This window comes from Halomonas sp. AOP43-A1-21 (assembly GCF_052376775.1).
Taxonomy (GTDB): Bacteria; Pseudomonadota; Gammaproteobacteria; order Pseudomonadales; family Halomonadaceae; genus Vreelandella; species Vreelandella colorata.
Genome location: NZ_JBQSWC010000004.1, coordinates 99,761 through 120,555, shown reverse-complemented (window position 1 = coordinate 120,555; position 20,795 = coordinate 99,761). Strand labels below are relative to the sequence as shown.

The window sequence follows — 20,795 nt, the reverse complement described above, 5'->3', positions numbered from 1 at the left end:
CAGACCAAACAGATAATGCTTGTATTCTGCATCAAGGATGAAAGGTAATGTTAGAAACACTCACCAACCCACTTCCTTTTGATCAATTCAGAAAAGATGTAGAAAGTAATGCAATAGCCAAGATAATAGGTTGGGCGGATCACGAAGTTTATGTGCCGTTTACTCGTTATACGTCAGGTGAGGAGGTAGCACTATTATTTCACGGACGCCTTTTATGTCACGTCAATGCCTCTTATATGGCGGGAGCTGAACAAATATTAAGCTCCACCGAGCCATATACCCATCTTAAAGAAATAGTGATCAAGCCGCTGACGCTTGGAGCGCTATTTTGCACTGCCAATTTTCACAAACTAGGCATCAATATATTCGGTGAAGATCATCGTTTGAACTTAGGCAGTCATGCTATGTGCGTATTGGCCGAGCTTGCTCTTTACGACGATAATGAAAAGGAAGAATCACTTCATTCTGTCACCGCTTTCCCTTTTGAAAATGATGATTGCACAACCCTCCTGCCCAAAGGGGCTGTTCAGCTATGGATGCCTAGCCACCTCTCGGTAACGCTTCCATGGCCCAGCAAGCAGGAGCAAGCTCTACTCATCTTTGATGATCGACTCGACTGGACCAACCCTCGCTTTCCGCCACTGCCGGATAATGCCAAGGGGCTTAGCCAACTCCCCACTATGGCGCAAAAATCGTTTCAACGAATGCAGTTATCGCCCCTACCCATCAAGCGGGACACCCCAAAGGCTTCAGCCGTCCCAGCCGCTATTTACCATAATTCACTGCTGGCTGAGGAAAAAATCAAGAGCTTCAGCCGATTACTGTCAAGGGTAGATAAAGAGATTGTACCCAAAGCGATCAATATCAAGCTGAACGTCACCCATCCTTCAGCGCGAAGTTCCGCACAAGACAGGGCTAACTCCTGGGAACTTCAAGTCAGTTTTATCTCGCCAAGGGGGGGCAATATCATTTTTGCATCAGAGCTGGTCGACACTGCGCTTTGCAAGGCAAATGCCGCGCTACCCAATACCGTCGGTACTCAATGCGCCAACCATCAACTACGTCAACGCATCGTCAAGCATATTGCCTGGATGCTCTTTCAACATGGTCGTGACCTTAATTTCTTGTTCTCTGGGTTCTTTTTAGACCTCCACGGACTCCTTCCATACTCCATAATCAATGGTCGCGGACAATTTCAGCCGGACTACACAGATAACCGTTTCCCTTGCCTTGCACGCTTTTCATTTGGCGAACACCAAGTCCCGGTCATGCTGCTGGGGGCGGATAAGGACAACTATATCTGCATGCCGTTGGCGTCAAAAGCTTTGCCGGAAACAGATGCCCCCCGCCAGATACCTCATCGTAGCGACCTGATCGACAGGTCGACCGGATACGTGGAATTAAAGCGCAGAATCGACAAGCTTTTGATCCCCGAGTCACTTATCGACTTTCCTGATCACTGGTATCACGGGGAGCGAATCAGCAATAAGATGGTTATCGAAGAATTCATCTCACGTATGGAAGAGAAAAAGCTGCACGAAAACACCAACCAGCCAATCAAGGATGAAAGCGGCTCGCCCATGCTGTGGATGATGGGGTGTGTTGGGATCATGGCATTGTTAATTATACTTGACTTGATTCTATAGTCCCCTATTAGCAGCCCTGCATCTCCATGCTTACTTCATCGCTAAGCGCCAGTTTGTTTAAAGTACCTCCGCATAGCCTTCACACTTGGGCAGTCTTAAATATAGCCCTCTGCCCAAGCTGGCATTTCCCTTTTTTGAGTTGCGCCTGAGTGGAATCACAGATTTCACCCCCTTTGCCTCAAGAAGCTTGTTAGGCTTATTTTCTTATGAAGAATGCCGCACGTTGCAACCCAGCATTGCGACGAGCTTTTGCGCAGAATGAGATGGCGCTGCTGGGCGCATATTGAAGGCAGCGCACCTATTGGCTGCGTTCACTGACTAATCGTTGGTGAGCCGTCCCAGATAATGCTGATAGAACAGATTATTAAACACCCCTCCCGGGTCGTAATTGAGTTTGCAGTCTATTAGCTCGGATAGGCGCGTTGAAACTGCGGGATGGTAGGAAATCGTTGATAGACAAGATAGTAGGTCCCGCTGTGCTCGAGCGCGCGGTCTACCAACATACGAGTCCACTGCTCAGCGTGGGTTAAAGCGCTCTCGTTCAGGTCCATGTTGATGTAAAGCACCACTGCTACCTGGTTTTGCGTGGCGTAAGGCAATAGATTCTCAGTATTGGCGTGGACGTAGCGCAGGGTCACACTCAGTAGATTCACCTCATTTTCTTGCACAACATTTTTCAGCGCACGCATGAATGCCGGAAATTCGTCGAGAGGAACGAAGTACTCCTGCAGAATGTCAGTGTCGGTCTCACTGCTGTAATCGAGAAAGCGGATTGGTGGTCGCATGGCGTTGTTGCGTGATATCAATGCGGTGCTGCCGGGCTTATCCAATAGCCCCTTTTGCAGCTCCCAGCGCAGGGTTTTGCCAATATTACTGCCTCTGGACCAATTGAAGAGCAGCCTATCGCGAGCCACATGGGCCTCTTGCTGCAAAGGCTGAGGCAGGTTTTGCGCGCCCGCAGGCCGGTAGTCGATGGCAAAGCATTCCTCTAAGAAGCGCTCCCCTGGTGCGATGGAGCAACGGCCATAGTGCAGCGAGAGGGCGCTGGCATTGGTGCGCAGATGCGCTGCATAGCCTTCAAAATCGACCGGCGTGACGGTTTTTATTAGCATCTGGTCATCTACCAGTTGCAAGGTCGCATCCAGGATGACACCAAGGGTGCCGAAGCCACCGATCGCGGCGCTGAACAGCTCAGGATGAATATCCCGGCTGGCGGTCACGATCTGCCCGTTGGCGAGTGCGATGCGCATACTACGCACAGTGGAGATAATTGGCCCTTGCTGCGTATGGCGGCCGTGGATGTTGGCGCTGATCGAGCCACCGACCGAAAAAATATTGGACGACTGCATGACCGCGACGGCAAGACGCTGGGGATTGATGGCTTCCTGCACCTGCGCCCAGGTCGCCCCTGCTTGAACTGTGATGGTTTTATGCTCGGTATCTATATTCAGTACACGATCATAACCACGCATGTCGAGCATGACCGCATTCGGGTACAGAATGTGACCGCCTTGACTGTGCCCTGCCCCGGCAATCACCACCTGTTTGCCCTCGATGCGCGCATCTTCCAGCGCGCCGATTACGTCTGCTTCGGTACGCACGCTTACCACATGGTCGATCTCGACGCGATCAATGCGGCTGACGTCCTGTTGAGTCGAGGCTAGACTAAGGCTGCAGCGAAGCAGCAGCATGAGTGCCAAGGCGCACAGGCCGAGCCAGCGCGCCAGAGGCACTGCCGCCAGGCAGAGGGTTTGCGCTGTGTTGATTAAGCTGGCTACAGTGCATCAGTGCGGGTCTCTTGGAGTACTACCGAGGTGAAATAGATGAAATTCAGAGGGTCAAGTGTGGCCTTCTCCATTGCCTATTATTCTAATGAAAGGGCGTTCATCAGCTGGGTAGCGGAGAGACTCTTGATCATAGTGATGAGAGGCCAAGACACCGACGTTTTCGGGTAGTCCCAAAGATAAAATCCCTTTACTTTTTGATGATTTGCCATTGTTCCCTATTTCACAATGCGTTTCGTATAATGCCGCCAGCATGCGCGTCTACGAAATGAAGCCGAAGGTGCCATGCAGTAGCGTCGCATGCCTGGCTTTGTTAACAAGACAAAAGATAGGTTTACCTTTGTCACTCTTAGTCACTGCTAGAATTCCTGAAAATTCGGAAGTAGGCTAAAAGGCAGAAGCTTAAAATCACGCCTATCCAAACGGGTCCCTTTGTACACGCATTGATTTCGGTGGCTCCAGTTCTTGAACCTAAAACAATCCCGTTGCATTGAAAAACCGAACTCACTTCAAAGACATAAGCTGGCCCAAACGTAAGAGCCAGCATCATTGGAGTAAATGACAAGATAAACATAATGAATGGGAATGCGAACATTGCAATTATGTATAAAAAGAACGGCATCTTGTCCATGCATTTATCCATCAGGGAACTATCCATAACCCCGGATCTATCGTCTATAAGCATCCCAAGCATGAAGAACAAAAGGTAAAACCCAAGATAAAGGGCACTACCGACAACCAATCCATGAAAAACAAGAATCAAATCTTCCATGATCTGAACACCTTCCCTATTGTTAACGCTTCAAATACCGGCTTGGTGAAGTTGGCGGCTTTTTTGGAAAAAAAGGTAACAGCTTTGCCATGTCCGCGTGCTTTGACTAGTTAAGCATTTTCACGGCTTCTATGATAATACTCATCAATAATTTCAAGCAAATCATCGTAGCTAATTTTCAAGCTATTTGCTGAAATATTTACTGGTGTTCCGCACATTTTTATATTTGCACGATTTGCCATTCTTTTTAAGGCATTTCCATTATTTGCGTATATTTCAGCGTCTTTCACCTGAATGGATATAAACTTTTGCTTTTGGATTTGATATTCACCAATACTAACTATATCATCCCACGGAATCATTCCCGCTGACACACCACTAGAATTATCTAAAACTCCTTCAGAATTAATAATTAAACCTGGCGAATTATCAAACAGTTTCTTAACCCCTATAAGGCCACACAAGCCAAAAAACACAATAGAAACAACACCAACGCCGTAAACCAAAGTTGGGCTATTAAATTTCCTCTGACTTTCAATGGTTTGAATGTCCATGAAAAGAAACCACACACCAAGCAATACAAAAGCTAATGCTCCAAGCGTGAGCAGAATAATTTTTACCTTATTTAGTTCGATTACTCTTTCTTCAGGCATGTGCTCCGATTCTCTTTTAGATGCTTAACGCCTGAGTTGAGGGGCTTTTGTGGAGTACGCGCAGCGTACGGAAAAAAGTCCCTCTCCAACGATTTGTTGGGCCGCAACTTACTCCAAGACCCTTTTGAGGGTTCGAGATTCGGAAACAATCTTGTTCTCCGTTTTGCCGTGAAAGGTCGTATTGCCGATCATAGTATTTCCATCGTTTTGGACTATAAAAACGTAGGTGCCTACATCGAAACCCACACCCTTCTGATCTTCAAATAAAAGTGTTGCTTGATGCCCGTGCATTGAACCGGTGTACGCGAATTTGCGATTCGACGATTCCCCGCCGCGTGTTTGTGAACGAAGGCTTGAACCAGTAAGGCGACGCCCAATTTGTTTAAGCTCAATTTTCCCTACGACCCGAGATACTCCGTTGCGTTCCTCTACGATTTGCCAGACGCCGCTGAGATTAACGCCGCGGTAAAAGACACGCTCCCACAGCACTGGCCATAGAAAGCGCCTGGTGACATACACCAATCCCGCGGCTATCAAACTGGCGGCAACACCAACCCAGAATTCACTCATGATTTTTCACTTGCGGCCCAACGCGGAGCGAAGCGGCGGCCAGTCAGGGGCGTCCGACTTACGCGGCTTGTTAATGCTTTGTCCATCCGTCCAGCCCTCCTCTGGTTAGAACTGTAACCCAAGGGTGGTGCTCCGGATCGAAAGCTACTCCGTAAGCTGGACTCACTATGAACCCGTGCTTTTCAAATGATTGAGGATCATTAGAGAAGATAAAACCTGATAGCGCAGTAAACTGAACACTCACTTGGTCAAACTCTACTCGCTCAGCCTTTATGGTCACCTCACTCAAAAACCCACTTGGCTCAAATCGAAAAATCCGATCCCTATAATCAAATTCCTCCAAGCCTATCCGATTAACTTTGGTGCCCAATGGAGCACCAAGCAGACGGCTCAAATCGTCACGGGTTGCATTTAGGGAAACATCATCAAGCTTGGAAAATGGTTCAATTCTCATAGGCCTTTAACGCTTGCAGCATGCGCGCCCATGGAATGGAGCCGAAGGCGCAATGTAATGGGCGTCGCTGTGCCTGCACTGGTTAAATGCCTCAGACAGAGATCGGCCACTCGGGTTCGTCTTCACCAAATTCCCAAGATTTCAGGTATACCAGCTTCTTTTTTGAGTCGATCTGGTAGGCAACATAAAAGCCCTCCCAAAGCTGGCTCGTTATCCACCAAAGGCCCTGCTTTGAATCAACTGGTTCCCAACCGGGGATAAGAAAAGTAAATTCCTCAGGCTCCCCGACTTTCGCTGTTAATTCATCGATGAAATTTTGAGCTTCTTCCTTGGATGTCATATCTCTCCCCGCATTTAACAGTGATTATATACCCGTCTGCATAACCTCAATGAACGTGCTGGCGCGTTTATTGGGGTTATGCCATCAGCGAAGAAAACAATAAATTTTTGATAAATATCATATTTTCAAATCTTCAGGCAGCCTATCCACTCTTCGCGTGCCCGCTTGTTTTACTCGATTCAATCATACTTTATTCACAAACTTACCTTAGGTCACGCGTAAATTCGATGACAGCCGCCAGCCATAGGTCGTAGGCCTTCGCTCATCCACATTTCGGGCAAGCCCAATACAACACTGCCGCTCATAAGCGGCAGCATCGAATGCGCGATTGGAGCTCAAGGCTCAAAGCACCACTTCATACCCTTCAAACTTCGGCGGGCCAAGGTAGATACCTTCCGGCGATTTTGCACCTGCATGAGCTTTACGAAACGCCTCCGACTGAGTCCAGGCACGGAAGGCGTCTTCTGAATCCCACACGCTATGGGAAATAAACACGGTGTGGTCTTCCTGGCTGGCACCCTGGAGCATCTTGAACTCCTTGAAGCCCGGCACTTCATCCAGATGCGAATCACGGTTGCGCCACACGTCTAAAAAGTCCTCTTCGCGGCCTGGGGCAATCCGGAAACGGTTCATGGCGATATACATGCGCTTACTCCTTTTGAGATGGTGGCGTTGCAGTGCTTGATGGTAACGTCGTCAATCGGGCACGGATAGCCCAAGGTAGCCTAAGGGGGCGTTATGGCAAAGACCGGCATCCAGGTGGTTTGGTTCAAACGCGATTTACGCATACACGATCATGCGCCGCTTTCAAACGCCGCCGCGGCAGGGCCGGTGCTTCCTGTCTTTGCCATCGAACCCGGGCAGTGGCAGGCGCCGGACAGCGCGCTGCGCCACTGGCAGTTTGCCGCCGATTCGCTTTTGGATCTGACCCAAGCGCTTAAAATCCGAGGATTGCCGCTATGCCTGTGGCAAGGCGATATATGTGATTTGTTGGCCGCTCTCAAAACGCACTATGGCGATTTCGCCCTGCACTCCCATGAAGAAACCGGCAATGCCTGGAGCTTTGCCCGTGATCTCAAGGTCAAGGCGTGGTGTAGAGAGCACAATATTCCTTGGCATGAAGCGCGCCAGCATGGCGTGGTGCGCGGATTGAAATCCCGTGTGGCTGACCGCGACGCCTGGGAAGCCCAGTGGGAGGCGCTGATGACCGCGCCGACCTGCCCGGCGCCGCCGAATGCCCGAGTAGCCCAGGGTTGGGAAGCCTTTCATCATATTGAAGTCAGCGAGCTTCATGACCTGACGCTCGGATTTGACACTACGCCCTGCCCTGAGCGCCAGCCCGGCGGCCGATATGCCGGTCGGGCGCTGTGGTACAGCTTTATTACCCAGCGTGGGCGGCGTTATCGGGGCTCTATCTCTAAGCCTTTACTGGCCGAGGAATTCGGCTCGCGGCTTTCGCCGCATCTGGCCTGGGGCACGCTATCCATGCGCGAAGTGGTGCAGTCGCTGCGCCGCCAGCGTAAAAAGCATGGTGTGGACTCTGCCTGGAGTCGCTCGCTGCGTGCTTTTGCCTCGCGGCTTCACTGGCACTGCCACTTCATTCAGAAGCTTGAAAGCGAGCCCGGCATAGAGTCGCGCACGTTGCACCCGGCGCTACGCGGCCTGCGCGAACGCGACCCCGCGCACCCCAACTTGATCGCCTGGAAACAGGGCCAGACCGGCGTTCCGCTGGTGGATGCCTGCATGCGCTGCCTGATTCACACCGGCTGGATCAACTTTCGCATGCGCGCCATGCTGATTTCCCACGCCACCTTTGGCCTCGGGCTGCACTGGCATGAGCCCGCCCTGTATCTGGCGCGCCTGTTCACCGATTTCGAGCACGGCATTCACTATCCTCAAGTGCAGATGCAGGCAGGTGCCACAGGCACCAACGCGCTGCGGGTCTACAACCCCATCAAACAGGCAGAGGACAACGACCCGAGCGGTGAATTTGTCGCTCGCTGGGTGCCGGAGCTGACCGTTCTGCCCATCGAGTGGCGCGCCACGCCTTGGGCGCTACCCCAAAGCCTGCAAAAGCGCTTCGGCTTTCAGCCCGGCGAGCACTATCCCCTGCCCTACGATTTTGAAGCCGAAGCTCGCCACTGGAAAAAGATGCTTTACGAGCTCAGGCGAACGCCCGAGGCTAAAGAAGCCAGCCAGGCCATTGTGGATAAATTGGCCAGCCAGCGCCGCCCCCCAAAACGCCACTCCAAACCGAAAAAACCCGCCAGTCGCCAGCAGCTTTCGCTGTTTGACGAAGGCGGGTCTGAAGATGCCTAACGCGGCGTATTAGCTAAGCGCTTCCAGCGACTGCTCAATAATGCTCAAGCCTTCTTCCAGCACCTCGGAAGATACGGTCAGCGGCACCAGAATACGGATGCTGTTGCCGTAGAAGCCACAGGAAAGCAGGATCAACCCTTTCTCACGCGCTTTCGCGCAAATTTGCTGGGTCATCGCGGTGTCGGGCTTGCCGTTACTATCCAAAAGCTCGAACGCGGCCATGGCGCCCAGTTGGCGGCCGTGTGCCACGGCGGGGAAGCGCTCTTCCCAGACGCCAAAACGTTCCGCCAACAGACGACCCATCTGCGCGCTGCGCTCAAGGATGTTTTCTTCCTCGATCACGTCAATGACCGCCAGCGCCGCAGCACAAGAGAGCGGGTTACCGCTGTAGGTGCCGCCGAGCGAGTTGGGGCCGGAGGCGTCCATCACTTTGGCACTACCCACGACCGCAGACAGCGGCATGCCGTTGGCCAGGCTCTTGGCGGTGGTCAAAATATCCGCCTCGATACCGCTATGTTCCAGCGCAAACAGCTTGCCGGTGCGCGCAAAGCCGGACTGCACTTCATCGGCAATCAACAGAATGCCGTGCTCGTCGCACAGCGCGCGCAGCGCCTGTAGGTATTCGGGTGAAGCAATATAGAAACCGCCTTCGCCTTGTACCGGCTCGATCACGATGGCCGCTGTGCGGTGCGGGGCGATATCGGTCTTGAACAGCGTGCGAATGGCATCGAGTGACGCTTCTTCGCTGATACCGTGCAGTGGGTTCGGGAACGGGGCACGGAACACATCGCCCGGCATCGGGCCGAAATCATTCTTGTAGGGCAACACCTTGCCGGTCATGGCGAGTGTCATCATGGTGCGGCCGTGGAAGGCGCCGTCAAAGGTGATGATGCCGGTGCGGCCAGTGGCGGCGCGGGCGATTTTCACGGCGTTTTCCAGCGCTTCGGCACCGGTGTTGACCAGCATGGCTTTACGCTCGGGGCCGCGCACCGGGGTCAGTTCACACAGCTTCTGACACAGCTGCACATATGGCGCGTAAGAGATCACCGCGGCGCTGGTGTGCATGACCTTGTGCAGCTGCGCTTCAACGGCGGCCACGATTTTCGGGTGGCGATGGCCCAGATTCAAAACGCCGATGCCGCCCGCGAAGTCGATCCAGCGGTTACCGTCGGCATCCCAAAGCTCGGCGTTTTCAGCACGCTCGGCAAAGGCCGTGTTCAGGGTCGCTGCGCCGTTGGCCACATAGCGGTTTTTGAGTTCGTTCAGTTCGTGATTGGTCATGCTCATTCCCCTTATAAGCCGCCGACGCAGACGTATTTCAATTCAGTAAATTCATCGAGACCGTGGTGGGAGCCTTCACGGCCAAGGCCAGACTCCTTCACGCCGCCAAACGGCGCCAGCTCGGTCGAGATCAAGCCTTCATTGACGCCGACCATGCCGTACTCAAGCGCTTCCATGGTGCGCCAGATACGGCGGTAGTCGGTGGCGTAAAAGTAGGCTGCTAAGCCAAACGGCGTATCGTTGGCCATCTGGATGGCCTCTTCATCGCGCGTAAACCGGAACACGGGCGCGACGGGGCCAAACGTTTCTTCATCGGCCACGGCCATGGCGGTCGTCACATCGGCGAGCACCGTGGGTGTAAAGAAGCGCTCACCGGCTGCATGAGGCTCGCCGCCGCACATAAGGCGGGCGCCATTGTGCATGGCGTCGTCCACATGGCGCTGCACCTTGTCGACCGCTGCCTGATTGATCAGCGGACCAATCACGCTGCCGTCTGCCAGACCATCGCCCACTTTGAGGGCTTTCACCCGCTCGGTGAGCTTACTGATGAACGCATCGTAAATGCCGTCCTGGACCAGAAAGCGGTTGGTGCACACGCAGGTTTGCCCGGCGTTGCGGAATTTGGAGGCGATGGCACCGTCCACGGCAGCGTCCACGTCGGCGTCGTCAAACACGATAAACGGCGCGTTGCCGCCCAGCTCCATGGCGGTCTTCTTCACGGTGCTGGCGCATTGGGCGAGTAGGCGCTTACCCACTGGTGTGGAGCCGGTGAACGATACCTTGCGCACCCGCGGGTCGGTGGTGAGCACTTCGCCGACTTCCGCTGGTTTGGAGGCGGTCACCACGTTGATGGTGCCTGCAGGCAGGCCCGCTTCCAGGGCAAGATAAGCCGCGGCCAGTGCGGTTAAGGGCGTCGCTTCAGCGGGCTTAATCACCACGGTGCAGCCGGCGGCGAGCGCCGGGGCGCACTTGCGGGTAATCATCGCCAGCGGGAAGTTCCAGGGCGTTATCGCGGCAACAACGCCGACCGGCTCGCGTAGTACTAACAGGCGCTTGTCGGCGCCGTGGCTGGGCAGGGTTTCACCCGCCATACGCTTGGCTTCTTCAGCGAAAAACTCGATAAACGAGGCGCCGTAAGTGACCTCGCCCTTGGCTTCCGAAAGCGGCTTGCCCTGCTCCAAGGTCATCAGCCGCGCTAAGTCATCGGCATGTTCAGTGATCAATTCAAACCAGCGGCGCAGCAGGGCCGAGCGCTGTTTTACCGGGGTAGCGCGCCAGGCGCTACCTGCTTCATAAGCGGCGGCGACCGCATCACGGGTATCCTCTGCGTTTAATTCAGCAACGCGGGCGATGGTCTCGCCGGTGGCGGGATTGTCCACGGCAAAGGTCTCTGTGCCCTTGCGCCACTCGCCGCCTACCAGGGCGGGGACGGCTTCGTGCAACCACTTTTCAATAAAGCTCATACAATGCTCCTATCAACGTATTTCAACACGCTAACAGGGAACTGCCCTATGGCGAATGCACCACTTTCCCGTTCAACCAGACCACTTTTCTGATTTACTGGTGATCAAAGGATATATACCTGAGACCAGAGAGTGACAATGGATGACCAATTAGCCTTACAGCAACTTTTAAAGCGTTATACGCAGCAGCCAGAAAACTTGAGTAAACAGGCACGAATAGAGCAGGCCTTAAGGCAGGCAGTCACTCAGGAGTGGCCTCATCAAACCCGCCTGCCGTCACATCGGCGGTTGGCAATAAACTTGGATGTTGCTCGGCATACGCTGTCTCTGGCCGTTGCCACGCTTGTAAAGGAAGAATTGCTAACAACATCTCATGGCAGAGGAACTTGGAGTTGTAAACCAGCGGTTTACAATACTCCTGTTCAAACCAAGGCTCGGCTATCGGCTCGTGCTTCGCGGGTGCTTCGTTGGCCCGGCGCCAGCCTGGTTCAAAGTGGCGCCTTTGTGCCAGGCATTCCCGATATCGCCCAGTTTCCCATGCGCAAATGGCGCCAGCTTTATGCTAGCGTCACCGTGCCACAAAACGCCTTGTTGCTCTCCTACTCGACCGGCGGCTACGGGCCGTTAAAGCGTGCGATACGCGATTTTCTGGAGCGCTGGCGCAATATTCGCTGCGATATTGATCAGATTATTATTACCGATGGTACGCACAACGGCATTGAGCTGTGCGCCGTGGCTTTGGCGGATGTGGGAGATACTGCAGTAATGGAATCCCCCTGCTACTGGGGAGCGCGCAACGTATTTACCGCTGCAGGGTTAAATATTGAAATGTTGCCGTGGCAGCCCGGTCAGGGACATAGCCTGCCCGCGGCATCTGCTCCTGTGCAGCTTACTTATTTCACAGGTTCCCATCACTACCCGCTCAGCGTGCCTACCAGCGCTCACGATAAGCAACGTTTGTGTGATGCGTTAGCGCCTGCGTACATCATTGAAGATGATTACGAGTTCAGTCGCGACGACCATACCAATCTGCTGTTTGACCCACAGTCTGAGCGTCACTTTCTGGTGGGCTCTTTTTCCAAAATGATGTTCCCCGGCCTACGGCTAGGCTATTTGGTGGTGCCCCGCCAGCTATCCGAACCTATGAATCGGCTGCGTAGCGAGCTGTTTCGTGAAGGGCGCATGCTGGATCAGGCGGTGCTTGCCCAGTTTATCTTTGACGGTGATCTTGATGCCTGGTGCCGCCGTATTCAGCGTGATTACCTGGGCCGCCAACAGGTAATGCATGACCAGCTGCGTACCTTGCCTCGACTGAAGCGTATTTCACCGCCCAGTAGCGCCATCAGTCTATGTGTGGAATTTGAACCGCCTATTGATGACGTAAAGCTTGCCCAGGCACTGCTTAAGGAGCATTTGATCGTGCGCCCTTTAAGCCCGGTGTGCGCCGCGCATGACCCACGCGTTGGTTTGGTCATGGGGGTGGGTATGCTTTCAGGTGAGACGCTGGCCCGCGAGGCTCAGCGGCTGCGCCGCTGTCTGGAAAACCTGTTACGCTAGCCGCTTATAGCTAGGCGTTTATAAAAAAGCTGATATCAACAATCATAAAAGAGTCAGTGACGACAATATTATCCACAAGGAACTCATCATGCTTCGCCCTGTTGATAGTTTTCCCGCTGCGACTTTATCTTGGTGCATAACATTACGCACCTGGTTACTGATAGGCACCGTTCTACTGCTTTCAGGTTGCGCAACGTTTGCGCCCAACCCTCCGCAGGATCAGAGCAATATCTGCGAGATATTTCGCGAACAGCCCACCTGGTACGACTACTCGCGGGATTCTCAGGAAAAATGGGGCACCTCAATTGCTACTCAGATGGCGTTCATTCAGCAGGAATCTTCCTTTAAAAGCCATGTGCGCCCCGACCGCAAATACTACCTTGGCTTTATTCCCGGCCCTCGCCCGTCTTCAGCCAAGGGCTATGCCCAGGCCCAGGACCCGGTATGGGGAGAGTACCGCGACCAGGCCGGCAGCCTGTTTGCGCGGCGTACCAGCATGAAGCATGCCACCGATTTTATCGGCTGGTATAACCGCCGCTCCCAGCAGCAGGCGGGCATTTCGCTGACCAACCCAGAACACCTCTACTACGCCTATCACGAAGGGGCTGGCGGTTATCGGCGCGGCACTTACCGCAATAAGCCGCATGTATTGCGCGCCGGGCAACAGATTGCTACCCGCACAAGCCGTTACCAGACCCAGCTCAACGCCTGCGAAGCCGAGTTTCAATGCCGCCGTTTTTATCAGGTCTGGCCCTTTTGCCGTAGCTAATTACCGACGTTAAGAAGCCCTAACATGTCACTACTCATCGGTTCAGCGTTTGTCTTTGTTGTCTTTTTAACCTCGATGCTGTCAGGCATCTTCGGCATGGCGGGCGGCCTGGTGCTGCTGTGGTTCCTGCTGATTATTTTTCCTGCGGGCACTGCCATGGCGGTGCATGGCGTGATCCAGCTTACCGCCAACGGTTCACGCGCTTGGCTATCGCGGCGGTTTATCGTCTGGCGGATCGTTGCGTTTATGACGCTGGGCGTGTTGAGTGCGGCGGGCCTACTGCTGCTGTTCAACTACAGCCCCAATGCGGCCACCGTCTCGATCCTGATCGGCCTGATGCCGGTTCTGGTGTGGATGCCCAAGCGCTGGTTTCATCTGGACGCTAATCGCAAAAGCCATGCGCTGTGTTGCGGCATGGCGTCTGGCGGGTTAACCATTGCCGCCGGGGTTTCGGGGCCGCTGATTGATATCTTCTTCGTCCGCTCGCATATGGATCGCCGCCAGGTCGTGGCCACCAAGGCGATGATCCAGGTGGTTGCCCATAGTATTAAAATTCTCTTTTACCTGGGTGCCGCACTTTCGCTTAGCACTGGGGAATGGGGCATGGTACTGCTGGCAGCGCCGTTTGCCATCCTAGGTACCCAAACGGGCACACGCATTCTGCATCGCCTGACCGATGCCAACTTCCGCACATGGACTCGCTGGATTGTCACCGGTATTGGCGTGTTCTATTTTGCCCAAGGGATTTACCTGCTTAGCCGTTAAACATTAAAGATGCTGGGCAATACGCAAAGCTCGCACCTTTGATTGACAGGGCAATTGTCTGGCGCTATCGTTTCGATAGATGAAAATGAGAAACAATCTCTTTATGAAATCATTTAGCCAGTAATAATACGCAGGTAAGCGACATGACCAGTGAACAGCGACAGCTTCGCCAAACCATCGTGTTTTTGCGAACCTCGTTTGAAGCGATTCAACACTCGATCGCAGGCCGTCTGGATGACCCGCTTCCCTGCTGGCTGGATGCGGGAATGCTTTCGATGTTATCGCGCGAGCTGATACGCTGCAGCCAACAGGCCAAACCGCTGTTTGCTGCGCCCACGGTCGAGCAGATATTTTTTGCCTCACAGCAATGCGAGCTGTTGTTAAAGCAGTGTCCGGGCGTGCTGAGTAGCGCCTTGTGCTACCGCCAGCTAGCGGCCATCATGCTGCCGCTCAATACCGCGCTTCAAATGATGGCAGTGCCTCCTAAACGCCGCTGGTTTTGGCAGCGTAGCTAACTAAACCCTTGTTCCATACATTATCCAAACCCCATCTTATTTTAAGGTGGGGTTTTGTTTTTATGCGTGCGGTCTTATGTATCGGAGCATAAAACGGTGGGTGGCACTTACTAGTAAACTGGTCTATTCTTACCTGTATTGTTATCCAATCACGCAAAAGGAGTTGGCTGAATGGCATTTGAAGCGCTTTTTCAACCACTGGAACTGGGCAGCCTGTCTATCCCTAACCGCATTATCATGGCGCCGCTGACGCGTGCCCGCACACCGGACAGCGTGCCGGGCAAGCTGCAGGAAGCCTATTACGGTCAGCGCGCTGGCTCAGGGCTGATTATCAGCGAAGCGACCAATATTTCCCCGACCGCCCGCGGCTATGTTTACACACCGGGCATCTGGACCGACGAACAGGAAGCTGGCTGGCAGCGGGTAGTGAATGCCGTGCACGCCAAGGGCGGGCGCATTGCGCTACAGCTGTGGCACGTTGGGCGCGTTTCGCATGAAATGGTTCAACCCAACGGCGAGCAGCCAGTGGCACCTAGCGCATTGAAAGGCGAAGGCGCCCAGTGCTTTGTTGAGTTTGAAGACGGTACCGCCGGGCAGCACCCCACCAGCACGCCCCGTGCACTGGAAACCGACGAAATTCCCGGCATTGTGGACGACTACCGCAAGGCCGCCGAACGCGCCAAGCGCGCTGGCTTTGACATGGTGGAAGTACACGCGGCCAACGCTTACCTGCTCAACCAATTTCTGGCGACGGGCACCAACCAGCGTACCGATCAATACGGTGGTTCAATCGAAAACCGCGCCCGCTTCCCGCTAGCAGTTATTGATGCGGTCATTGAAGTATACGGTGCGGATCGGGTAGGCATTCGAATGACGCCGTTCATCGAACTGTTCGGCCTGACCGATGATGAGCCGAAAGAGATGGCCTTCTACATGGCAGAACAGCTTTCCAAGCGCGGCCTTGCCTACCTGCACTTGAACGAACCTAACTGGGCGGGTGGCGACATTCAGTTCCCTGATGGCTTTCGTGAGCAAATGCGTGAGCGCTTTACCGGCAGTCTGATCTACTGCGGTAACTACGATGCCGAACACGCCGAAGCGCGTATTAACGATAAAACCACCGATGTGGTGGCATTCGGGCGACCCTATATTGCCAATCCTGACTTGGCCGAGCGCTTTCGTTTAGGGGCTACGCTTAACCAACCCAATCACGACACGTTTTACGGTGGTGACGAGAAAGGCTATACCGACTACCCGTTCATGGATAACGGTTATGACCGTATTGGCTAGGCCCTAAGCGTTAATTGGCTGGAAAGCACTATCTCAAGCACTACTTCGGTAGTGCTTTTTTATGCTTCAACGGCGGAAAAGGCTGGTAGTCTACGAGGTTGCACAACATAGATCAGTTGGTGCCCAGGCAGGCGCTTGCTTTACTCGCGCCATTTTGCGGCTCAACCAGCCATTGTTGCCATGGAATAGCCATCATGAAATAGTCCATGGAGACGGTGGTATCGATGATCGAAAAACAAGGAGAGGCAAGTTTTGGAAAATACATCGCTGGCAACACTACTGGCACTGGGTTCCATGCTATTGGGCTGCGTGGCGTTGGCTCTTTTCGTGTTTATCGTTCGCCCCATTCGGCAGCGCAAAAAGGCGCAAGCCGCCTTGAAAAAACAGTCGCAAGAGAAAGTGGCCGTGAGCGACGTGCCCGAACCAGCGCCCGCGCCCGCCCCTGTCCATGCCAAACCTGCCGCCAAGGTTTCTCAGCACTCTTTATTTATTATTTTTGCGGAACCCGGGCAAGCCACCGAGCAGACGCTTACCCAGTGGCTTAAACAGATCAATGCCGACTACGACCCGTTAAAGAAGATATTTCTGGTCGCCGGGCAACAACCCGCCAATCCCATTACCATTGCCAATGCCTTCTTACCTGGCGAGCTGCCGGATCTATTCAGAGACGAAAGCGCTGACGATGCTATCAAAGGCATCAGCCTGATCGTTAAGCCACCTTTACGCAAACGCCGCAATCAACAGATGATTGCCTATGTGGCGATTGCGAAAGAAGCGGCAGCGCTGTTTAACGCCGATGTGTTGGATACCCAGCATCAAAGCGCTACCGAAGAGACTTACCAGCAGATTATTGGCTAGCCTTACACAACGCCTTGGCTACGCAGGTAGTCGTCATAGCTGCCGCTGAAGTCGACAATGCCTTCTGGCTGCATATCGATAATGCGCGTGGCGAGGCTTGAGACGAACTCACGGTCGTGGCTTACGAACAGCAACGTGCCTGGGTAGTTTTCCAGCGCCAGGTTAAGCGCCTCAATAGACTCCATATCCAGGTGATTGGTCGGTTCATCCATCAGCAGCACGTTAGGGTTGGTCAGGGTTAGCTTGCCAAACAGCATCCGCCCCTGCTCACCACCGGAAATAACCTTGATAGATTTTCCGATATCGTCGCTTGAGAACAGCATGCGCCCCAGCGCACCGCGTACCACCTGCTCGCCGCCTTGCGTCCACTGCCCCATCCACTCGAAGAGCGTCATATCAACGGCAAAGTCATCGGCGTGGTCCTGAGCAAATACGCCAACGTCGGCCGCATCGGTCCACTTCACTTCGCCTTTATCGGGGCGCAGCTCACCTGCCAGGGTTTTCAGCAAGGTTGTCTTGCCGATGCCGTTGGGGCCGATGATTGCGATACGCTCACCGGCTTCGACGGTCATTGAGAACCGGTCGAACAGCGGCGCACCGTCATCGTAGCCTTTGGTAATCGCGTCAACGTTGACCGCATTACGGTGAATCTTCTTGTTCTGATCAAAGCGGATAAACGGGCTTACCCGGCTGGAAGGCTTGATGTCTTCGAGCTTGATTTTATCGATCTGGCGCGCCCGTGAGGTCGCCTGCTTGGCTTTTGAGGCGTTCGCCGAGAAGCGGCTGACAAACTGCTGAAGCTCAGCAATCTGGGCTTTTTTCTTGGCGTTATCCGAGTGCTGACGCTCACGCGCGGCGGTTGCCGCCGTCATGTAGTCATCATAGTTACCCGGGAACAGGGTAATCTCACCGTAATCCAGATCCGCCATATGCGTACATACGCTGTTTAAGAAGTGACGGTCGTGCGAGATGATAATCATGGTGCTGTTACGCGCCGTCAGAATATCTTCCAGCCAGCGGATGGTGTTGATATCCAGGTGGTTGGTAGGCTCGTCGAGCAGTAGCACATCAGGGTCTGAAAACAGCGCCTGGGCTAACAGCACGCGCAGCTTCCAGCCGGGAGCCACTTCACTCATTGGGCCGGTGTGCTGCTCAATGGGAATCCCCAAACCCAGAAGCAGTTCGCCCGCGCGGGCTTCGGCGGTGTAGCCGTCAAGCTCGGCAAAGCGTACTTCAAGGTCGGCCACGGCCATACCGTCTTCTTCGCTCATTTCCGGCAGGCTATAGATACGTTCACGCTCGGCGGCAACCTTCCAAAGCTCGGTGTTACCCATGATCACGGTGTCGATGACCCGCTCGTTTTCATAGGCGAACTGGTCCTGGCGCAGCTTACCCAGCCGCGTGCTGCGATCCAGCATTACCTGACCCGAAGAGGGCTCAAGCTCACCGCCCAGGATCTTCATAAAGGTCGATTTACCGCAACCGTTGGCGCCAATCAGACCGTAGCGATTGCCGTTATTGAATTTGACGGAAACGTTTTCAAACAGGGGCTTGGCCCCAAACTGCATGGTGATATTGGCGGTAGCGATCAAGATGTGGACCCTGGTTGGCGAATTGCGCGTACAAAGGCTCGCGATTCTACGCGCTCTTGGGCGTGGTTACACCTATCGCCTAACGTGACGTATGGGTCAGCGCAGGCAGCTCGAGCAGAAAACGTTCGCCATCAATTGCTTGGCACAACCGGGAATAGAGAATATCCACAACGTCCGGATGCTCACCTACAAGCTTTGTGGTCACTACGCTAAGCGCTGAATGACGCTTTTGTGCCGCGCAACAAATTTCATCGATATCGCCGCCCTCACCCGCGTGGCGGCCAGGCGACAAAAACAGCATGGCCAGAATCACCGGCCCGGCCTGAAACTCATTGGAGTTCAGCAGATTTTCCAAAAGAGGCTCATTGAAGCGGTACTCCTCACCTTCGCGCCGCTCCATTGACGCTGCCGCTACACACACGGCGTCGTCTGCCAAAAGGGCACTCAACTGCCCGGCCAGCCGGTTACGAACAGCGGTCACTTCAGCAATCGGGCTGCCGTGGTCGACAAGAGCAACGCGAGTCGGCTTGCCGTTAAGGTGCTCACGCACGTTGTCAGCCAACAGGTGAGCCAAACGCAGATCGTTGCCACCCCGCTCGTCTACCAGCGGCTGGGCGACGCGTACGCTAACGCGTGGGAACGTTGCCTGCAGTGTCGCCATGCGCTCGGGTAGATAGCCGGTCAAAGCTTTGCTTGGACCAAAAAAGAACGGCACCACGATGATCTCGGTGGCTCCTTGCTCAGCGCTGCGCTCAGCCGCAGGGCCAAGGGTAAGCGCGGGCGTACCATCGAGTTGATCAGCGGGGATCTTATTGGAGTGGAGCAGCGAGGCGGCCTGTACCGTTTCACCTATTTGCTGGCTGAGGGCGGCTGCCACGCGGCGTAAATTTAGCGTTGCCGCCGGACGTAGTGAGCCATTATCGACGAGAAAAATAGCGCGCATGATCGCTCCAGAAGAAGGTGCCAGGGCATGGTACCATGGCGTTTTAAGCCACATTCAGATTACCCATGTTGATCGATACCACGGCCATTAACCAGCAGCGCAACCACTTCGATGAAAACGCCGACATCTGGCTATTTGGCTACGGGTCGCTGATCTGGAAAGCGGATTTTGCGTATCTGGAAAGGCGCAGCGCTTATATTAACGGTTGGGAGCGCCGCTTCTGGCAGGGTTCCCATGACCACCGCGGCACCTTGGAAGCCCCAGGGCGCGTGGTCACATTAACCCCTGTTCCGGGTGCGATTTGCCATGGTATGGCTTACCGCATTACGCCAGAAACCTTGGCCCCGCTGGATCAACGCGAAAAAAATGGCTATTTGCGTGAAGTGACGCCGCTACACTTTACTGACGGGTTTCAGGAGCAAACAACAGGATTGGTGTATCTGGCCACCGAAGATAACCCTGCATTTTTAGGGCCCGACACGCTTGAAGCCATGGCCAGCCAGATTGCCCGCGCCTCCGGCCCTAGCGGCCCCAACCGCGACTACCTGGTCAATCTGGCCCAGGCGCTGCGTCACTTGAAGGTTGAGGATGCGCATATCTTCGCACTAGAGCAGCAGTTAAATAGCCTCTAGGCATTAATGGCTTAACCGTTGAAGGGTTACCAGTAGCGCGGGTAGCGGCGATGGCGAGCCAGGTTATTGACCAGAATGGCGATCACCAGCATTACCACGCAGCCCATGCCGATAGGCAACAACGGATACCACCAGCCCAGCTGATGTACGCTAGCGCCGCCACCTACGGCAATTAGAGCCGCCGCCGCACCTGGCGGGTGCACGGTATGGGTTAGCTGCATTACCAGAATTGAAAGAGATACCGAAAGCGCCATGGAAATCGGCGTCGCCCCAAGCAGCTGATAGCAGCCTACGCCTATGCAGGCCGACAGCACGCTGCCAAACAGCACGTGGCTTGGCTGGGCAAAGGGGCTTTCAGGGGCGGCATAGATGAGTACTGACGTTGCCCCAAACGAGCCCACAATCAGCAGCTGCTGGGAAAGCCAGGCGGAACTTAACCAGCAAATCACGGCCATGCCGACAAATGCGCCAACCCATGACCACACTGCGTCTTCCCATCCTACTAAATTACGCTGGATGCGCTCGCCACGCATTTTGCCAAGATACGTTTTCATCTCGCTCACTTTGCACTAAAGAAGTGCGAAATGATGGC

General features: G+C 54.2%; 21 protein-coding genes. 9 read left to right on the top strand and 12 right to left on the bottom strand.

Annotated features, from left to right (window positions below):
• Nucleotides 1–47: 47 nt before the first annotated feature.
• A complete protein-coding gene (locus tag ACT3R7_RS03955) occupies nucleotides 48–1,646 on the top strand; it encodes a hypothetical protein (protein ID WP_192536609.1) in 1,599 nt (532 codons plus the stop codon).
• Between the two features lie 404 nt (nucleotides 1,647–2,050).
• Here ACT3R7_RS03955 and ACT3R7_RS03950 read toward each other — a convergent pair whose 3' ends face one another.
• From ACT3R7_RS03950 to ACT3R7_RS03920, 7 genes are all read right to left on the bottom strand, one after another.
• Nucleotides 2,051–3,379 carry an FAD-binding oxidoreductase gene (locus ACT3R7_RS03950; protein WP_193091097.1) on the bottom strand — a complete coding sequence of 443 codons (1,329 nt, stop codon included), beginning with the start codon at nucleotides 3,377–3,379 and terminating at the stop codon, nucleotides 2,051–2,053.
• A 400-nt stretch (nucleotides 3,380–3,779) separates the two neighbouring features.
• Entirely contained in the window at nucleotides 3,780–4,202 is a 423-nt protein-coding gene (locus ACT3R7_RS03945; protein WP_192536611.1) for a hypothetical protein, read from the bottom strand.
• A 110-nt stretch (nucleotides 4,203–4,312) separates the two neighbouring features.
• The gene (locus ACT3R7_RS03940; protein WP_193091098.1) at nucleotides 4,313–4,855 is read right to left on the bottom strand and encodes an STM3941 family protein; all 543 of its coding nucleotides are present in this window, start codon (nucleotides 4,853–4,855) and stop codon (nucleotides 4,313–4,315) included.
• 108 nt (nucleotides 4,856–4,963) lie between these two features.
• Complete coding sequence (locus ACT3R7_RS03935; protein ID WP_192536614.1) at nucleotides 4,964–5,425, bottom strand: hypothetical protein; 462 nt, start codon at nucleotides 5,423–5,425, stop codon at nucleotides 4,964–4,966.
• Between the two features lie 70 nt (nucleotides 5,426–5,495).
• Nucleotides 5,496–5,879, bottom strand: a complete 384-nt coding sequence (locus tag ACT3R7_RS03930; RefSeq protein WP_192536615.1) for a hypothetical protein — start codon at nucleotides 5,877–5,879, stop codon at nucleotides 5,496–5,498.
• A 91-nt stretch (nucleotides 5,880–5,970) separates the two neighbouring features.
• Complete coding sequence (locus ACT3R7_RS03925) at nucleotides 5,971–6,219, bottom strand: hypothetical protein (RefSeq protein WP_192536616.1); 249 nt, start codon at nucleotides 6,217–6,219, stop codon at nucleotides 5,971–5,973.
• 342 nt (nucleotides 6,220–6,561) lie between these two features.
• Nucleotides 6,562–6,864, bottom strand: coding sequence for a heme-degrading protein HmuQ (locus ACT3R7_RS03920; protein ID WP_192536617.1), 303 nt, complete (start codon nucleotides 6,862–6,864; stop codon nucleotides 6,562–6,564).
• A 93-nt stretch (nucleotides 6,865–6,957) separates the two neighbouring features.
• Between ACT3R7_RS03920 and ACT3R7_RS03915 the strand changes: the two genes are divergently transcribed.
• Complete coding sequence (locus ACT3R7_RS03915) at nucleotides 6,958–8,538, top strand: cryptochrome/deoxyribodipyrimidine photo-lyase family protein (RefSeq protein WP_192536618.1); 1,581 nt, start codon at nucleotides 6,958–6,960, stop codon at nucleotides 8,536–8,538.
• Nucleotides 8,539–8,547: 9 nt separating this feature from the next.
• Here the strand turns inward: ACT3R7_RS03915 and gabT are convergent, their stop codons facing one another.
• Nucleotides 8,548–9,819: a 4-aminobutyrate--2-oxoglutarate transaminase gene (gabT, locus tag ACT3R7_RS03910; protein WP_192536619.1), complete on the bottom strand. Its 1,272-nt coding sequence runs from the start codon at nucleotides 9,817–9,819 to the stop codon at nucleotides 8,548–8,550.
• Nucleotides 9,820–9,830: 11 nt separating this feature from the next.
• Complete coding sequence (locus ACT3R7_RS03905) at nucleotides 9,831–11,282, bottom strand: NAD-dependent succinate-semialdehyde dehydrogenase (RefSeq protein ID WP_192536620.1); 1,452 nt, start codon at nucleotides 11,280–11,282, stop codon at nucleotides 9,831–9,833.
• A 138-nt stretch (nucleotides 11,283–11,420) separates the two neighbouring features.
• Between ACT3R7_RS03905 and ACT3R7_RS03900 the strand changes: the two genes are divergently transcribed.
• The 6 genes from ACT3R7_RS03900 to ACT3R7_RS03875 all read left to right on the top strand — a co-directional run bounded on the left by ACT3R7_RS03900 (nucleotide 11,421) and on the right by ACT3R7_RS03875 (nucleotide 17,036).
• Entirely contained in the window at nucleotides 11,421–12,839 is a 1,419-nt protein-coding gene (locus ACT3R7_RS03900; RefSeq protein ID WP_193091099.1) for an aminotransferase-like domain-containing protein, read from the top strand.
• 88 nt (nucleotides 12,840–12,927) lie between these two features.
• The gene (locus tag ACT3R7_RS03895) at nucleotides 12,928–13,608 is read left to right on the top strand and encodes a transglycosylase SLT domain-containing protein (RefSeq protein WP_193091100.1); all 681 of its coding nucleotides are present in this window, start codon (nucleotides 12,928–12,930) and stop codon (nucleotides 13,606–13,608) included.
• A gap of 24 nt (nucleotides 13,609–13,632) precedes the next feature.
• On the top strand, nucleotides 13,633–14,373 hold the full coding sequence (locus tag ACT3R7_RS03890; RefSeq protein ID WP_018917043.1) for a sulfite exporter TauE/SafE family protein: 741 nt from the start codon (nucleotides 13,633–13,635) through the stop codon (nucleotides 14,371–14,373).
• Nucleotides 14,374–14,516: 143 nt separating this feature from the next.
• Nucleotides 14,517–14,888, top strand: coding sequence for a hypothetical protein (locus ACT3R7_RS03885; protein ID WP_193091101.1), 372 nt, complete (start codon nucleotides 14,517–14,519; stop codon nucleotides 14,886–14,888).
• Between the two features lie 171 nt (nucleotides 14,889–15,059).
• Nucleotides 15,060–16,178 carry an alkene reductase gene (locus ACT3R7_RS03880; RefSeq protein ID WP_193091102.1) on the top strand — a complete coding sequence of 373 codons (1,119 nt, stop codon included), beginning with the start codon at nucleotides 15,060–15,062 and terminating at the stop codon, nucleotides 16,176–16,178.
• 252 nt (nucleotides 16,179–16,430) lie between these two features.
• A complete protein-coding gene (locus ACT3R7_RS03875; protein ID WP_192536626.1) occupies nucleotides 16,431–17,036 on the top strand; it encodes a cell division protein ZipA C-terminal FtsZ-binding domain-containing protein in 606 nt (201 codons plus the stop codon).
• Between the two features lie 2 nt (nucleotides 17,037–17,038).
• On the opposite strand, the gene ACT3R7_RS03870 is transcribed toward ACT3R7_RS03875, so the two are convergent.
• Nucleotides 17,039–18,628, bottom strand: a complete 1,590-nt coding sequence (locus ACT3R7_RS03870) for an ABC-F family ATPase (RefSeq protein WP_193091103.1) — start codon at nucleotides 18,626–18,628, stop codon at nucleotides 17,039–17,041.
• Nucleotides 18,629–18,707: 79 nt separating this feature from the next.
• Nucleotides 18,708–19,571 (bottom strand): sirohydrochlorin chelatase, encoded by an 864-nt coding sequence (locus ACT3R7_RS03865; protein WP_193091104.1) that lies wholly within the window; start codon nucleotides 19,569–19,571, stop codon nucleotides 18,708–18,710.
• Nucleotides 19,572–19,636: 65 nt separating this feature from the next.
• Between ACT3R7_RS03865 and ACT3R7_RS03860 the strand changes: the two genes are divergently transcribed.
• Nucleotides 19,637–20,203 (top strand): gamma-glutamylcyclotransferase, encoded by a 567-nt coding sequence (locus ACT3R7_RS03860; RefSeq protein WP_193091105.1) that lies wholly within the window; start codon nucleotides 19,637–19,639, stop codon nucleotides 20,201–20,203.
• A 26-nt stretch (nucleotides 20,204–20,229) separates the two neighbouring features.
• On the opposite strand, the gene ACT3R7_RS03855 is transcribed toward ACT3R7_RS03860, so the two are convergent.
• Nucleotides 20,230–20,757 (bottom strand): HPP family protein, encoded by a 528-nt coding sequence (locus ACT3R7_RS03855; protein WP_192536630.1) that lies wholly within the window; start codon nucleotides 20,755–20,757, stop codon nucleotides 20,230–20,232.
• Nucleotides 20,758–20,795: the final 38 nt, after the last annotated feature.

Bases quoted from the DNA above. Each gene is read 5' to 3' on its own strand.
- ACT3R7_RS03855 (WP_192536630.1), bottom strand. From the start codon at position 20,757: ATGAAAACGTATCTTGGCAAAATGCGTGGCGAGCGCATCCAGCGTAAT.
- ACT3R7_RS03915 (WP_192536618.1), top strand. From the start codon at position 6,958: ATGGCAAAGACCGGCATCCAGGTGGTTTGGTTCAAACGCGATTTACGC.
- ACT3R7_RS03940 (WP_193091098.1), bottom strand. From the start codon at position 4,855: ATGCCTGAAGAAAGAGTAATCGAACTAAATAAGGTAAAAATTATTCTG.
- ACT3R7_RS03865 (WP_193091104.1), bottom strand. From the start codon at position 19,571: ATGCGCGCTATTTTTCTCGTCGATAATGGCTCACTACGTCCGGCGGCA.
- ACT3R7_RS03905 (WP_192536620.1), bottom strand. From the start codon at position 11,282: ATGAGCTTTATTGAAAAGTGGTTGCACGAAGCCGTCCCCGCCCTGGTA.
- ACT3R7_RS03955 (WP_192536609.1), top strand. From the start codon at position 48: ATGTTAGAAACACTCACCAACCCACTTCCTTTTGATCAATTCAGAAAA.
- ACT3R7_RS03860 (WP_193091105.1), top strand. From the start codon at position 19,637: ATGTTGATCGATACCACGGCCATTAACCAGCAGCGCAACCACTTCGAT.
- ACT3R7_RS03930 (WP_192536615.1), bottom strand. From the start codon at position 5,879: ATGAGAATTGAACCATTTTCCAAGCTTGATGATGTTTCCCTAAATGCA.
- ACT3R7_RS03885 (WP_193091101.1), top strand. From the start codon at position 14,517: ATGACCAGTGAACAGCGACAGCTTCGCCAAACCATCGTGTTTTTGCGA.
- ACT3R7_RS03935 (WP_192536614.1), bottom strand. From the start codon at position 5,425: ATGAGTGAATTCTGGGTTGGTGTTGCCGCCAGTTTGATAGCCGCGGGA.
- ACT3R7_RS03880 (WP_193091102.1), top strand. From the start codon at position 15,060: ATGGCATTTGAAGCGCTTTTTCAACCACTGGAACTGGGCAGCCTGTCT.
- ACT3R7_RS03945 (WP_192536611.1), bottom strand. From the start codon at position 4,202: ATGGAAGATTTGATTCTTGTTTTTCATGGATTGGTTGTCGGTAGTGCC.
- ACT3R7_RS03890 (WP_018917043.1), top strand. From the start codon at position 13,633: ATGTCACTACTCATCGGTTCAGCGTTTGTCTTTGTTGTCTTTTTAACC.
- ACT3R7_RS03925 (WP_192536616.1), bottom strand. From the start codon at position 6,219: ATGACATCCAAGGAAGAAGCTCAAAATTTCATCGATGAATTAACAGCG.
- gabT (WP_192536619.1), bottom strand. From the start codon at position 9,819: ATGACCAATCACGAACTGAACGAACTCAAAAACCGCTATGTGGCCAAC.
- ACT3R7_RS03895 (WP_193091100.1), top strand. From the start codon at position 12,928: ATGCTTCGCCCTGTTGATAGTTTTCCCGCTGCGACTTTATCTTGGTGC.
- ACT3R7_RS03900 (WP_193091099.1), top strand. From the start codon at position 11,421: ATGGATGACCAATTAGCCTTACAGCAACTTTTAAAGCGTTATACGCAG.
- ACT3R7_RS03920 (WP_192536617.1), bottom strand. From the start codon at position 6,864: ATGTATATCGCCATGAACCGTTTCCGGATTGCCCCAGGCCGCGAAGAG.